11 protein-coding genes are annotated in these 13,904 nt (G+C 75.9%); 5 read left to right on the top strand and 6 right to left on the bottom strand.

From position 1 onward, the window contains the following. Positions 1–28: 28 nt before the first annotated feature. Complete coding sequence (locus tag E8D37_RS00325) at positions 29–1,834, top strand: DUF429 domain-containing protein (protein WP_136567773.1); 1,806 nt, start codon at positions 29–31, stop codon at positions 1,832–1,834. Between the two features lie 6 nt (positions 1,835–1,840). Here E8D37_RS00325 and E8D37_RS00330 read toward each other — a convergent pair whose 3' ends face one another. Genes E8D37_RS00330 through E8D37_RS00345 form a run of 4 tightly spaced genes read right to left on the bottom strand, consistent with a single transcriptional unit; the run spans position 1,841 to position 5,891 of the window. Beyond that, complete coding sequence (locus E8D37_RS00330; protein WP_136567774.1) at positions 1,841–2,869, bottom strand: ABC transporter substrate-binding protein; 1,029 nt, start codon at positions 2,867–2,869, stop codon at positions 1,841–1,843. A gap of 15 nt (positions 2,870–2,884) precedes the next feature. Further along, positions 2,885–3,805 carry an ABC transporter ATP-binding protein gene (locus E8D37_RS00335; protein ID WP_136567775.1) on the bottom strand — a complete coding sequence of 307 codons (921 nt, stop codon included), beginning with the start codon at positions 3,803–3,805 and terminating at the stop codon, positions 2,885–2,887. Further along, positions 3,802–4,833 carry an iron ABC transporter permease gene (locus tag E8D37_RS00340; RefSeq protein ID WP_136567776.1) on the bottom strand — a complete coding sequence of 344 codons (1,032 nt, stop codon included), beginning with the start codon at positions 4,831–4,833 and terminating at the stop codon, positions 3,802–3,804. Before E8D37_RS00340 ends, E8D37_RS00335 begins: the two co-directional genes overlap by 4 nt. Continuing rightward, positions 4,830–5,891, bottom strand: coding sequence for an iron ABC transporter permease (locus tag E8D37_RS00345; RefSeq protein WP_240770095.1), 1,062 nt, complete (start codon positions 5,889–5,891; stop codon positions 4,830–4,832). The genes E8D37_RS00340 and E8D37_RS00345 overlap by 4 nt, the downstream gene beginning before the upstream one ends. 61 nt (positions 5,892–5,952) lie before the next feature. On the opposite strand from E8D37_RS00345, the gene E8D37_RS00350 reads away from it, so the two are divergent. After that, positions 5,953–6,777, top strand: a complete 825-nt coding sequence (locus E8D37_RS00350) for a siderophore-interacting protein (RefSeq protein ID WP_206055494.1) — start codon at positions 5,953–5,955, stop codon at positions 6,775–6,777. Positions 6,778–6,819: 42 nt separating this feature from the next. Here the strand turns inward: E8D37_RS00350 and E8D37_RS00355 are convergent, their stop codons facing one another. Together E8D37_RS00355 and E8D37_RS00360 are read right to left on the bottom strand one after the other, a co-directional pair. Continuing rightward, complete coding sequence (locus tag E8D37_RS00355) at positions 6,820–7,152, bottom strand: hypothetical protein (protein WP_136567777.1); 333 nt, start codon at positions 7,150–7,152, stop codon at positions 6,820–6,822. 73 nt (positions 7,153–7,225) lie between these two features. Then, positions 7,226–8,122: an MBL fold metallo-hydrolase gene (locus E8D37_RS00360; RefSeq protein WP_168929553.1), complete on the bottom strand. Its 897-nt coding sequence runs from the start codon at positions 8,120–8,122 to the stop codon at positions 7,226–7,228. Positions 8,123–8,353: 231 nt separating this feature from the next. Between E8D37_RS00360 and E8D37_RS00365 the strand changes: the two genes are divergently transcribed. The 3 genes from E8D37_RS00365 to E8D37_RS00375 all read left to right on the top strand — a co-directional run bounded on the left by E8D37_RS00365 (position 8,354) and on the right by E8D37_RS00375 (position 13,865). After that, the gene (locus E8D37_RS00365; RefSeq protein WP_136567779.1) at positions 8,354–8,743 is read left to right on the top strand and encodes a response regulator; all 390 of its coding nucleotides are present in this window, start codon (positions 8,354–8,356) and stop codon (positions 8,741–8,743) included. A gap of 86 nt (positions 8,744–8,829) precedes the next feature. Beyond that, complete coding sequence (locus tag E8D37_RS00370) at positions 8,830–11,286, top strand: HAMP domain-containing sensor histidine kinase (protein ID WP_136567780.1); 2,457 nt, start codon at positions 8,830–8,832, stop codon at positions 11,284–11,286. Between the two features lie 5 nt (positions 11,287–11,291). Then, positions 11,292–13,865 (top strand): SAM-dependent DNA methyltransferase, encoded by a 2,574-nt coding sequence (locus E8D37_RS00375; RefSeq protein WP_136567781.1) that lies wholly within the window; start codon positions 11,292–11,294, stop codon positions 13,863–13,865. Positions 13,866–13,904: the final 39 nt, after the last annotated feature.

The raw sequence follows: 13,904 nt of genomic DNA on the forward strand, positions 1-13,904 counted from the left end.
GGAGGGGCTCGTCCGGCAGGATGGGGCCGTGCACTACGTGGGAGTCGACCTCGCCTGGGGGCAGCGCAACCCGACCGGCCTCGCCGTCATCGACGAGCAGGCGCGGCTCCTGCACGTCTCGACCGTCCGCTCGGACGACGAGATCGTCGAGGCGCTCGCCCCGTTCACCGACGGGCCCTGCGCGGTGGGGATCGACGCGCCCATCGTCGTCGCCAACGCGACGGGCTCGCGGCCGGCCGAGCAGGCGTTGAGCAAGGACTTCCGCCGCTTCGAGGCCGGCACCCACCCCTCGAACACCGGCAAGCCCGAGTTCGCCGGCGGACGCACCCGGGCCCGCGTCCTGTGCAAGCGGCTCCAGCTGGACCCCGACCCGCGCAGCGGCCGCGCCCGCCGCGCGATCGAGGTCTACCCGCACGCGGCGTCCGTCGTCCTCTTCGACCTCTCGCTCACGCTGAAGTACAAGGCGAAGCCGGGACGCGACCTCGAGCTGCTGCGGCGCGAGCTGCTCACGCTCATGGGCCACGTCGAGACCATCGTGGAGACCGACGGCTCGTGGGCGGTGCTGCGCCGACAGGTGGAGACGGCGACCCGCAAGTCGCAGCTGCGGGTCGTCGAGGACCAGGTGGACGCCGTCGTCTGCGCCTACGTCGCCCTGTTCGCCGACACCCGGCCGGACGAGACGACGATCTACGGCGACCCCGAGCAGCGGTACCTGGAGACCGGCTACATCGTCACCCCGACCCTGCCCGCGCAGGGCGTCGAGCCGCCCGCCACGCGGGTCGCGCGCCGCGGCGGGGACGAGCTGGCGCTCGCCGTCCAGGCCTACGCGGACGACCAGCCGGGGCTGGTGGTGGCCGGGCGCGCGTGGGTCGAGGTGGTCACCGAGGTCCTGGACGAGGCTGGCATCAACTACCTCACGGTGACGGGCCGGACCAAGAGCGTCACCTCCTTCGCGGAGAAGGCCACCCGCCGGGGGGCCGACGGCGCCCTGCTCTACCCCGACCCGCTCCACGACATCCTCGACCAGGTCGGGGTCCGGGTGATCACGTACGTGCTCTCGGACGTGGCCGCGGTCGCCGACCTGCTCGGTGCCCAGGCCGACGTCCTGGATGACCGGGACATGGGCCGCGCGACCGCCAGCGAGGGCCGGTTCGGCTACGCCAGTCGCCACCTGCTGCTCGAGGCCGGCGCCGACCTCGCCTCCCGTCGCCCCGAGCTGGCCGAGCGGCAGGCCCAGGTGCAGCTGCGGACGGTGCTCCAGCACGCCTGGGCCGAGTTCGAGCACGAGGCGCGGTACAAGGGCAACGTCCCGCCGGAGCACGCGCACGACCTGGACCGGCGCTTCACCCTCGCCGCCGGCCTCCTCGAGCTGGCCGACCAGGAGTTCTCCGCGATCCGGGAGCGCCTCGGCTCGCCCGAGGAGACGCAGGACGACGTGCCGGGGGCCGCGCCCGCGACGGAGCCGGGCCCGACGGAGCCCAGTGCATCGCACCTGGACCCGCGCCTGGACCCGCGCGAGCTGGCGGCTTTCCTGGCCGGGCAGTTCCACGACGCCGGCTGGTCGCGCACCGACCACTACGACTGGATCGCCGGCCTCCTGCTCGAGCTCGGCATCACGAGCCTCGACGAGCTGGGCGAGGTGCTGCGCGACCCGGGGCTGCGCGGGCTCAACGAGGCGATGGCCTACCGGTTCCCGCCGGGTGCCGTGCGGCGCCTGGACGACGCGCTGCTGGGTGCGTTCGGCGAGCGCTACGTCGACCTGCGCGGCAACGCGCACCGGCGGGACCTGCTGGCCCAGCGCGCCGCGGCGATGGCCGAGGCGCGCCGGGGCTGAGCAGGCTCAGACGACGTCCTTGGCCTCGCTGATGATCTTCGCGAGCGTGGTCATCTGGGTGGCCTGCGAGGCGTAGTCCATCGCGGCGCCGTTCCAGGAGTAGACCTGCCCGGCGACGAGGGCCGGGTCGTCGGCGAACGTGGGCTGGTCGGCGAGGTCGTCGGCCTGGTAGCCCTCGACGTTGGCGAGGATGACGTCGCCGGTCATCATCTCGGCGGCGTTCTCCCAGGAGTAGATGTCCCAGTAGTAGGCGCCCTTGGGGTGCAGGTCGGTGTAGTCGACGCCGTAGGTGCTGTAGAGCTGGCTCTCGGGCTCGTCGGCGGTCTTCACGACGTAGACGCCGTCCGCGTCCGCGTACATCATCGTCACCTCGATGCCGGGGTTCGCCTCGGTGGCGCTGCGCAGGTCCGCGGCCGCGGCCTCGAACGACTTCTTGTCCTCCGCCACCTCGTCCTCGTCCGCGCCGAGGGCGAGGGCGAGGCTGGTGGTCGACTCGACGACGTCGATGCCCTTGCCGCCGATCTCGATCGCGGCCACGGGCGCGATCTTCTCCACCTGCTTCTGCTGGGACACGCCCGAGAAGCCGTAGTACGGGCCGTCGGTGTCGAGGGTGCCCTTGCGGTCCGAGGGATAGATGCCGGTGACGACGATGTCGGGGGCGGCGGCCGCGAGCTTCTCGAGGTCGATCTCACCGTAGGTGTTGCCGAGGATCTCCACACCGGAGAGGTCGTAGTCCGCGAACCGCGGGTCCGTCTTGACCTGGGTCCGCCCGAAGATCGCGACCGGGGTGATCCCGTAGGAGAGCAGCGCCAGCGCCTGGTCGGCGAACGCGACGACCCGGGTCGGCTGCGCGTCCAGGTCGATGGTCGTGCCCGTGTCGTCGGTGTAGGACCACGGGCCGCTGGCGGCGCTGCCGGAGGCCGCGCTCGACGTCTCGCCGCTGCTCATCGCGCCGCAGGCGGTGAGGGCGGGGGCGGAGAGGGCGAGGGCCACGAGGGCCGGGAGGGCCCTGCGGGTGAAGGTCGGTGCAGTCATGAGGTAAGCATAGGCTTACCTAACTTGATTGCCCACCTCGGGGTGCTGCTCCGTCTCGTCCTCGGGCTCGTGCGGCACGACCAGCGGGCCGCCGGTGTGCGGGTCCGCGATGACGGAGGCCTCGAGGCCGAAGGCGGTGCGCAGCACCTCCGGCGTGAGGACGTCCCACGGCGCTCCGTCGGCGACGACCCCGCCGTCGGCCAGGACCACGAGCCGGTCGGAGAACCGCGCCGCGAGGGTGAGGTCGTGCAGCACCATGACGACGGTGGCGCCCCGCCGACGGTTGATCCGGCGCACGATGCGCAGCACGTCGAGCTGGTGGCTGAGGTCGAGGAAGGTCGTCGGCTCGTCGAGCAGGATCGTCGGCGCGTCCTGGGCCAGGACGAGGGCGATCCACGCCCGCTGGAGCTGACCGCCCGACAGGGAGGCCGCGTCCCGTTCGGCGAGCTCGCTGAGCCCGGTGGCCTCGAGGGCCTCCTCCACGGCGCGCGCGTCCGCCGCCGTCCAGGGCCGCAGCATGCTCTGGTGCGGGTGGCGTCCGCGGGAGACCAGGTCGCGCACCCGCGTGGCACCGGGGGTGAGCGGCTTCTGCGGCAGGATCGCCAGCTGTCGCGCCACCTGCCGGGCGGACTGACCCTTGAGCGGGGCGCCGTGCAGGCGCACCTCGCCGGCCGCGGGGGAGAGGAGCCGCCCGAACGCCTTCAGCAGCGTGGACTTCCCGCTGCCGTTGGCGCCGACGAGCGTCGTGACGGTGCCGGGCTCGACCGCGAGGTCGAGCCCCGTCAGCACCTCGTGACCGTCGTAGGCCAGCGTGAGCCCGCGGGCCTCGAGCGCGGCTGGGCGGGGCGCGGGCGATCCCTCGTCGGCGGAGGCGGCGGAGGCAGCGGACGTGGCGGGGACGGCCGTGGCCTCGGGAGCGCGGGAGCGGGTGGTCATGCGGAGGCGGTCCTCTCGGCGGAGCTGCGGCGGGTGAGCAGCCAGATCAGGTACGGGGCGCCGACGACGGCGGTCACGATGCCGACCGGGACGGGCCAGGGCATGAGCGCGCGGCCGACGATGTCTGCGGCTGTGACCAGGGCCGCGCCGACGAGGGCGGAGGCGACGAGCGGCGGTCGGGACGAGCCGGCGAGCCTCCGGGCGACCTGCGGCGCCACGAACGCCACGAACTCGATCGGGCCGGCCGCGGAGACCGCCACGGAGGTGAGGACCACGGCGCAGGCCAGGACGACCAGCCGGTGCCGCTGCAGGCTGACGCCCAGCCCGACGGAGACGTCGTCGCCGAGCTGGCCGACCTCGAGGGCCCGCGTCTGCCCGAGGGCCAGGGGCGCCACGACGAGCAGGGTGACGGCGACCGGCCAGACGCTCGTCCACGAGACGCCCGACAGGCTGCCGACCAGCCACTGGGTCGCCGCGGCCGCCTGGGTCAGCTGGGCCCGGACCACGAGGTAGTTCACGACTCCGGTGAGGGCAGCGGTGACGCCGATCCCGATGAGGATCAGCCGGTAGCTGTCGACCCCGCTGCGCCAGGAGAGCCCGTAGACCAGCGCGGCCGTGAGCAGGCCCCCCGCGCACGCCACGACCGGGAGCCCGAACCCCAGCAGGCCCGCCCCGACGGCGTAGGCCCCGCCGCCGAGGACGATGGTGGCCACGGCGCCGGCGGCCGCGCCGGAGGTGACCCCGAGGATGTCCGGGGTCGCCAGGGGGTTGCGCGAGAAGGCCTGGGTGAGGGCACCCGCCATCCCCAGGCTCGCCCCCACGAGCACGGCCGCCGCGACGCGCGGCATCCGGAGCTCGAAGACGATGAAGTAGTCGGTGCGGTCCCCGCCCACGAAGAGGGTGTGCAGGACGTCGCCGACCCCGAGGTCGGAGGAGCCGGCCAGGATCCCGGCGACGAGCAGGACGCCCGCGGCCAGGGCCGCCCCGAGGGTGGTCGCCCAGAGCCGGGGCGTGAGCGTCCCCCTCACAGCGCGGCCATCCGTCCGCGCCGGACGATGGCGACGAACACGACCCCACCGAGGACCGACAGCACCACGCCCACGGACACCTCCGACTGGCCGCCGATGAGCCGTCCCACGACGTCGCACGCGAGCAGGACGACGGCCCCGACGGCCGCGGAGGCCGGGAGCAGCCGGGCGTGCCCGGACCCCACCAGCCGACGGGCCAGGTGAGGCGCGGTGAGCCCGACGAAGCCGATGGGCCCGGTGAGGGCGACGCCGGCGGCGGTGAGGAGCGTGATGGCGCCGAGGCCGACGAGGCGGGCCCGCAGCAGGCTCTCCCCGAGGCCCTGCGCGAGCTCGGTCCCCAGGGCGAGCGTGTCGAGGCTGCGGGTGTTGGCGGCCGCCAGGGCGGCGCCCACGCAGGCGATCGCCACGGCGGGCCAGATCCCCTCGAGCGTCCTGCCCGACAGGGAGCCGACCACCCAGACCCGGTACGCGGCCAGGGTGCTCTCGTCGGTGAGGACGAGGAACGAGGTGAGGGCGCCGAGCAGGGCGGTGACGGCCGTGCCCGCCAGGGCGAGCGGCACGGGGCTGGCCAGGCCCTTGCCCAGGGCGGCGACGCCGAAGACGAGCAGCGTCGCCAGCACCGCCCCGGTGAACGCCAGCCACAGGAGGGCCAGGACCGACGTCAGGTCGGCGACGTAGACGCCGACGACGACGGCGAGGGAGGCGCCGGCGGACACGCCGAAGATGCCCGGGTCGGCGAGCGGGTTGCGGGTCTGCCCCTGCATGACGGCGCCGGCCAGGCCCAGGCAGGCACCGACGAGGAGCCCGAGGACGGTGCGCGGGACCCGGGAGCCCCAGACGATCGCACCGGTGTCCTCGGCGGGGTGCAGGAGGCCGGTCACGACCTGGCCGAGGCCGAGGTGGTTGCTGCCGAGGGCGAGGCTGGCCGCCGTGACCAGCAGGACGGCGCAGGTCAGGGCCAGGGTCGCGCGGCGTCCGCCCCTCCTGGGCCTGCCGGGTCGGGGCGGCTCCGCGACCCCGGCGCCAGGCGCTGGTCGTGGGGGGCTGGTGACGGGCACGTGTCGAGACCCTACCCCGCGTGACTAAGGTAAGCCTTATCGAAGTGAGGAAAGGCTAACCTTGACCAACGAACTCCGGCGGATGCCCGCCGAGCCGCGCATGTTCACCGCGCACGTGGTGCGCACGCGCCGTCTCTCGCCGTCCTTCCAGCGCGTGACCGTGGCGGGGCCCGACCTCGCGGACTTCGAATACCAGGGGCTCGACCACTGGTTCCGGCTGTTCCTCCCGACCTTGCCGGGACGTCCGCTGCGGCTGCCCCGGGTCGAGGGGCGCAGCTGGTGGCAGCCCTACCTGGACATCCCCGAGGACGTCCGGCCGCACTGCTCGAACTACACCGTGGCCGCGGTCCGCCACGGCGCCGGCGTGGACGACCTCACCGAGCTGGACGTCGACGTCGTGCTCCACGACGACGAGGCCGGGGAGCTGTGCGGTGCCGTGGCGCTGTGGGCCACCACCTGCGGCCCCGGGGACCCGCTGGCGCTGCTGGACCAGGGCGTCCTCTTCGACCCGCCGGAGGACGCCGGGGAGGTCGTCCTGGTCGGGGACGAGACCGGGATGCCGGGGCTGAGGGGCATCGTCCGGGACCTGCCTGCGGGGACGCGCGGGCGGGTCCTCGTCGAGGTCCCGAGGAGCGAGGACGTCGAGGAGTGGGCCGCCCCGGAGGGGCTGGACGTCGTCTGGCTGCCGCGGGACGGCCGGGCCGGGCGTCCGGGGGAGCTGGCGCTCGCGACGCTGCGGGAGGGGCCGGCGCCGCGTCCGGACGCCTACGCCTGCGTGGTGGGGGAGTCGGCCCTGGCCACGGGCGGGCGTCGGTGGCTGGTGGGCGAGGGCCTGTCGAAGGAGCGGATCTTCTTCTCGGGGTACTACCGGGTCGACGCGGGCTGACCGGGCGACCCGCGCCGGTGCGCGCCGGTGCGCGCCGGTTGATCAGGCGACGAAGCCGAGCGGGCGGAAGCCCCGGTGCGCGCCGGCCCCCGCGCCGGCCCGGTCGAGGGCCTGCGCGGCCTCGATCTCCCGGGTGAGGAGCACGTCGACGACGACGTGGATGTCGCGGGTCGCGAAGGTCTCGACGTGGCCGGTCCGCTCGTCGCGGACCAGCACGCGGCCGTGCTCGTCGGCCGAGGAGGTGTAGCGGGACTCCAGGTGCTCCAGCGCGCCGGGGTGGGCGGCCGCGGAGGCGGCGAGGTCCCAGGTGCGGCGGTGAGTCTGTCGGAAGGCGACGAGGGCGTCGGTGCCGACGGGGGAGAACATGGTGGTCATCGGAAGACCTCCTGGATGCGGGGGGTGGCATGTGGGTCAACGACCCCCGCGTCCCCGGGTCACGCCCCGTTCTTCACGACTTCTTCAGGTCCAGACCGGTCGTCGCGGTGGCGTCGTGCGCGGGGACGACCACGAGCCCCGGCTCGCTCTCCCGCAGGCGGAGCACCGCGCGGCTCGAGGCCTCCTGGGTCGCGGCGTCGCCGGTGCCGGGCAGGGCGCCGCGCTCGAGCCGGTCGCAGTCGTAGGTGAGGTCCCCCACGAGGAGGAGGGGAGGGCCGTCGGGTCGGCGCACCAGCAGGCTCACCGAGCCCGGGGAGTGGCCGGGGGTGGGCAGCGCGACGAGCGTGCCGTCACCGTAGAGGTCGTGGCCCGCCGTGAAGGCGGGGTCCTCGCCGGGGCCGCCGGGGCCGAGCGGCGACGGGAGCGCGCTCCAGGACAGCGGCTGGAGGTCGGCGTCGTGGGGGACCACCGCGCCCGGCAGGACTCCGTGCAGCTCGGGGTGGGGCTCGGAGAGGAGCGCGAGCTCCTCGGGTGCGAGCAGCACGCGTGCGCCCGGCACCACGTCCAGGTTGCCCGCGTGGTCCTGGTGCAGGTGGGACAGGACGACGGTGTCGACGTCCGCGGGGGACAGGCCGACCTCGGCGAGCCGTGAGACGAGGGTGTCGGTCGGGGGCACCTCGAACTGCGCCTGGCGGCGGAACGCCCACCCGACGACGGCGCCCAGGAGGCCGCCGGTGCGCCGGCCGGGGTAGTAGTCCGGCTCGGCGAGGGAGCGGGGGGACTGCCCGGTGTCGAACAGCAGGACCCCCTCCTCGTGGACGACGAGCACCACGTTGACGGGGAGCCAGGCCGACCAGCGACGACTCGTCGCCGTCCACCACAGCTCCGGGGAGCGGCCCCGCTGCAGGTTCTGCGGGCGGACCCGGACCCGGCCGCAGCGGAGGACGTGGACGGCGCTGACTCGGGGCACCCGCCGAGTCTGGCACCTCCTCGGACCCCGTGGACCCTGGACGCGTGGACCCTGAACGCTGGGAGCCGGCTGGGAGCCGGCTGGTGCGGCCGGGCGGACCAGACCGCCGAGCGCTCCGGGCGGTCCGAAAGCGACCGTGGGTTCGGTCCGGAACGCCCTTCACAAGAACTTCATCGTGGCGGTCGTGCGAGAACCCGGACCCCGCACGCGCCGGGGAGGAGGGTGCGGGTCATGGCGAACCTGCTGGTCGTGGACGACGAGGTGGACATCCGTGAGGTCCTCACGCTGATGCTCTCGACGGCCGGGCACGCCGTGGACACGGTGGCCGACGGCGGGCAGGCCCTCGCTGCGCTCGACGCCCGGCACTACGACCTGGTGCTGCTGGACCGCACCATGCCCGTCCTCGACGGGCTCGCGGTGCTCGCGCGACTGAGGTCTCGGGCCGTCCCGAGCCCTCCGGTCCTCATGGTCTCGGCGCTCACCTCGCGGGCCGACCGAGCCGCGGCCGAGGCCGCGGGCGCCCGGGGCTTCCTGGGCAAGCCGTTCGACCGCGCCCGGCTGCTCCAGAAGGTCGACGACCTCCTCGGTGACGACCCGGAGGTGCCGCTGCGCACTGCCTGACGCCTCCTCGCGGCCACCCTCCGAGTCCAGGCTCCCGGTGACCGCGAGGACACATCCCCTCCCCCCCACCCAGAAGGTCTCCCCCCATGGCCACCACCAGACGTGTGCCCCCGTCGCCGGCCGCGCCCCGTCCGCAGGTGCTCCGGCTCGCCCTCCCGCGCCCCCAGCGGGCGGACGTCGCACCCGCTCAGCCTGCGCAGGCCGTCCCGGCCCCGGTGCGCGACCTCGGACTCCTGGTGGCGCTCATCGGTGCTGTCGTCCTCGGCCGGTGGTCGGCCCCTGGCCCGGGCGAGCTCGCCCAGTTCTGGCCGGCGGCCGGCGTCGAGGTGGTCTGGCTCGCGGTGGCCAGCACCGGGTGGGGTGTCGCGCGGTGGGCCGTGGGCGTGCCCGTCGCCACGGTCGTCGGCGGCGTCCTCACCGGGTCGTCGGTGGCGTGGGGGCTGGTGCAGACCCCGGGCAACCTCGTCTTCGGCGTCGTCGCGGTCGCGCCCCTCGGTGTCCTCACCGACGTGGGCGGACGCGGCCGGGCGTCGGGGCGCAGCACCGGGCACGCCGAGGACTCCGGCGCCGACGAGGCCCTGTGGCGGCTGGCCGGGCTGACCGTCGCCATCCTGGTGGCGGCGCTCGCTGCGACGACCACGCTCGTGGTCGTGAGCCTGGCGGCGGAGCGGACGCTCGGCGTCCTGCCCCTGCCCCTCCACCTCGACTCCCTGCACCTCGTGGGGTACTTCTCGCGGCTCGTGGGTGGTTCCGTGGCACTCGCCCTCCCGGCGCTCCTCCTGCGGGACCGGGCCCGTGCCGGGCACGGCGTCGCGGCGGAGGTGCGGCTCATGGACGGCTGGTCGCTGCCGGACGCGATGCTCGCCGTCGCCGGCACGGGCGCCTGCTACGTGGTGCTGACCGACGCCCGGCTCGGGCACCTCGCCTTCCTGGCGCCGCCGGTCGCCATGGCTGCCGCCGTGCGCCTGCGTCCGGCCCTCGTGCACGTCCAGCTCCTCGTCTTCGCCGTGGCCGTGACCGTGGTCGCCGCGGACGGTCGGGTCGTGCTGTCGGGGGTCGAGCCCGCGGAGCTGCGGGCGATCTGTCTGCAGGCCTTCGTGGCGGCCGTGGCCCTCAGCAGCCTGACCGTCGCGGCCGTGGCGGACGACCGGCGCAGCCTGGTGGCCGTCGAGGAGGCCCGGCGGGCGCGCGTCGTGGACCGGCTGGCGCTGTTCCACGCGCTCGCGGAGCACCTGGGGGAGGCCCTGGTCGTCGTGGACGAGGCCCGGAGGCCGGTCATCATGAACCGCGCGGCGGTGGCCTACCTGGGGCGTCCGGGGCCGAAGGACACGGTGGACCTGCCCGCGCGCTGGCTCGACGGCTCCGAGGTGCGCCCGGGGCAGCACCCGCTCGCCCGGGTGTGGACGGAGGGGGACGTGGGCCCCGTCGACCTCGTCGTGACCCGACGGGACGGGCGCGACGTCGTCGTCCGGGTGCGGGCCTCCCGGGTCGCCGACGTGTCCGAGGCCGAGGCCGAGGCCCAGGCACTGCTCGTCGTCACGGACGTGTCCGCCGACCACGCCCGCGTCAACGAGCTGGCGCGGTTCGCCACCATGGCGGCCCACGACCTGCGCAGCCCCCTGACCCTGCTCCGGGGCTGGCTGGACATGGCGGCGCTCCAGGTGGATTCGGACACCCCGGGGCGGGCCGATCGCGCGCTGCACGCGGTGCACGCCGGCGACAGGGCTCGTCGCTCCGTCGCGAGGGCCCAGGACGCCGCGGAACGGATGTCGCGCCAGATCGACACCATGCTGGCGCAGGCCCGCGCCGAGGGAGCGCAACCGCGCCCCGAGGTGGTGGAGCTGCACGGAGTCCTGAGCCCGCTGCGCGAGATCGTCGAGGCGGCGGCGCCCCACGCCCGGGTCGAGATCCGCGACCACCTGCCCGCGGTGCTCGTGGACCCCGAGATGTTCCGCCAGCTCGTGCACAACCTGGTGGAGAACGCCGCCACCTACGTGGCCCGCGACGTCCGACCCCACGTGCGGGTGGACGGCGAGCTGGTCGACGGCCGCGTCGTGCTCACGGTGACGGACAACGGCATCGGCGTGCCGGTGGAGTGGCGCGAGCGGATCTTCACGCGGTTCGAGCGGGCTCACGCCTACGACGCCGACCACCACGGTGCCGGGGTGGGGCTGGCGGTGTGCCGGGCCGTGGTGGAGCGGCACGGGGGACGGATCTCCTGCGTGGCCGCGCCCGCGGTTCCCGGCGCGCACGCGGGCGAGCTGTTCCCCGGGGGCCCCGGCAGCCGCTTCGTCCTCGACCTCCCGGCGGCGCCCGAGGCGACGGTCGACCGAGAGGTGGACCTGGGCGTGGACCTGGGCGTGGACCTGGGCGCGGGCGCAGGCCTGGACAGGGGCGCGGGCCTGCCGGCGGGCGGCGGTCGCGAGTGGAGCGGACCTGGTGCGGCCGTCGGCCGGGTCTCGGGGCGGACGTGGGCCGCCGGCGCGGCGGGACGACGTGCCGGACGCGCACCGCGGGACCCGGACGGCGGATCACTAACCTGACGCGCATGCCCGCCGACGTCGCGCCCGTCGACGTCGCGCCCGCTCGACCGCAGGGGCAGTCGTCGAGGCAGTCGTCGCGGCCGTCCCGCGCCGTCCAGCGTGCCCTCGTCACCGCCGTCGAGGCGTGGGGCGACGGGCTGCGCCGGCCCCTGGTCCCGTCCGGCGACGACGGGGGCGTGGGTCCCGCGGACGACCCGGGGGCGCTGCCCGGGCTGGTCCGGCTGGTCCTCCGGCTCGTGCTCCACCGCCGGCTGGCGGACCTCGGCGTCCTGCCCGCCCCGCCGGCGCCCGGCTCGGCGGAGGACACCTGGGAGGCGCACCGCCGGCTCGCCGCCACGGTGGCCGGCGACCACCCGAGCGCCGACCTGCCGGTGCTCGGGGGGCTCTTCCGCGGAGGCCTGCCCCCGCGGACCCGGATCGTCGACGAGGCGTGGCGGCGGGGGACCGAGGCGCTGCTCGGCGTCCTGGACGGGGAGGAGGGCGCCTGCGACCTCGGCGCGCTCCACCAGCTCCTGCTCTCCCTGGCGGCCGACGACGCTCGGCAGGAACTGGGCCAGGAAGTGGACCAGGGACGGTGGGTGCTGCGCCGCTCGGCGACCGGTCGGCGGTCGACGGGGAGCTGGTACACGCCGCCGGACGTCGTCGACCTGGTCCTCGACCACGCGCTCGAGCCGGTGCTGGACGCGGCCGAGGCGGGCGGGCCCGAGGCCGCCGCGACGGCCCGGCTCCTCGGAGTCCGGGTGTGCGACCCCGCCGTGGGCGCGGGCGACTTCCTGGTCGCCGCGGCGGCGCGGATCGCCGCCCGCCTCGTCCGCCTCGGCACGGACCCGTCGAGAGCCGTGCAGGACGCCGTGGCCACCTGCGTGCGGGGGGTCGACCTCGACCCCGTGGCGGTTGACGTGGCGGCCGCGGCGCTGCAGCTCTGCGTCGCCCGCGCCGGCGGCACCCCCTCGGACCTCGGCCACCACCTGCGGCACGGCGACGCCCTGCTCGGCGCGACGCCCACCCTGCTCGAGCGGGGGCTGCCCGCACTGGCGCTGTCCGCCGTGGCGGGCGAGCCGCGGGAGGCCCGGACGGTGCTGAGCGCCCACCGCCGCCGTCACGTCCGGGAGGTCGCCGCGGCGGCCGGGGACCCGGTGTCGGTGACGCCGGGTCAGGAGGCGCCGGCCGCCGACGCCTGGTGCGCGGGCTTCCTGGCCCCTGCGGAGGCGGTGCTGCGGGTGACCGACGGCAGCCTGCGGGCGCTGGCCGGGGACGGCGCCGTCGACGCAGCTGAGCAGCTCGCCGCGGCGGTCGCCTCGGCCGTCGGCGAGGCGGCGCTGCTCCACTGGCACCTGGCCTTCCCCGACGTCCACGCGGCCGGCGGCTTCGACGTCGTCGTCGGCAACCCGCCCTTCCTCTCCCCGCTGCGCGCGGGGGCGCGCGTGTCGCGCCGGCGGCTGCTGGTGCGGGCCGCCGCGGACGGGCTGGGCGGGCCCAAGGCCGACGACAGCGCCTACTTCCTGCTGCTGGGCACCCGGATCACCCGGCCCGGGGGCAGGTGCGGGATGGTGCTGCCGGACTCGTTCCTCTCCGCCGCGGACGTGGCGGACGTCCGCGCTCACCTGGCGGGCTCGCGCGACCTGACGGCCGTGTGGCGCGGCGACGGCACGGAGTTCGACGCGGCCGTGACCCCGGTGGTCGTGGTCCTGGCCGACCGTGCGACCGCCGGCGGCGGGGCGAGCGCGGAGCCGGCGCGACTGGTGGGGCGTCCTCCCCGGCGGCTCACGGGCGAGACCGGCGACTGGCGGACCGCGGGCTGGGGCCACCTGGTGACCGAGAACGTCGGCGGGCTCGGCGGGCTCGCCGGGCGGGCCGGGGGCGCGGTGCTCGCGGACCTGGCCGAGGTGACCGCCGACTACCGGGACCAGTTCTACGGGCTGCGCGGGCACGTGCACGAGGCCGAGGGGGACGCGCTGCCGGACCCGGCGTCCGGCCTGGCCGCCCTCGTCACGACCGGCCTCATCGACCCCGGGGTGCTGCGCTGGGGCGAGGCCACGGCCCGCTTCGACGGCCGCACGTACCGGCGGCCGGTGGTGCACCTGCGGGGGCTGCCGGCGGCCATGGCCGCGTGGGCCCAGCGCAGGTTGAGACCCAAGCTGCTGGTCGCGACCCAGGGCCGGACGGTCGAGGTGGTGCTGGACGAGGACGGCGTCCTCCTGCCGTGCGTGCCCGTCGTGAGCGTCGTGCCGCGCCCGGACGGGCCGTCGCTGGCCGAGCTCGCGGCGCTGCTGTCCAGCCCTGCGGTGCACGACTGGCTGCGGGCCCGCACGCTCGGTGCCGGGCTCGGGCACCGGACGCTCAAGCTCGCGGCCTCCGACCTCCGCGCGGTCCCTGCCCCGACGGACCGGGAGGCCCTGGGCCGCGCCGCACGGGTGCTGCCCGCGGCGGCGCTGGGCGACCGGGACCGGGAGGACGCGCTGGCCGCCCTCACGGACCGGGCCTTCGGGCTGCCGGTCACCGAGCACACGGACTGGGCCGCCGCCCGGGCGTCCTACGTGGCAGGTCCCGGGTCCTCGGGCCGTACTCCCGGGACGTAGGTCCCCTCAGCCGGCCCTCGGCGCCGTCCGATCGGCAGT

This window comes from Nocardioides sp. GY 10127, from assembly GCF_004919085.1.
Lineage (GTDB): Bacteria > Actinomycetota > Actinomycetes > Propionibacteriales > Nocardioidaceae > Nocardioides.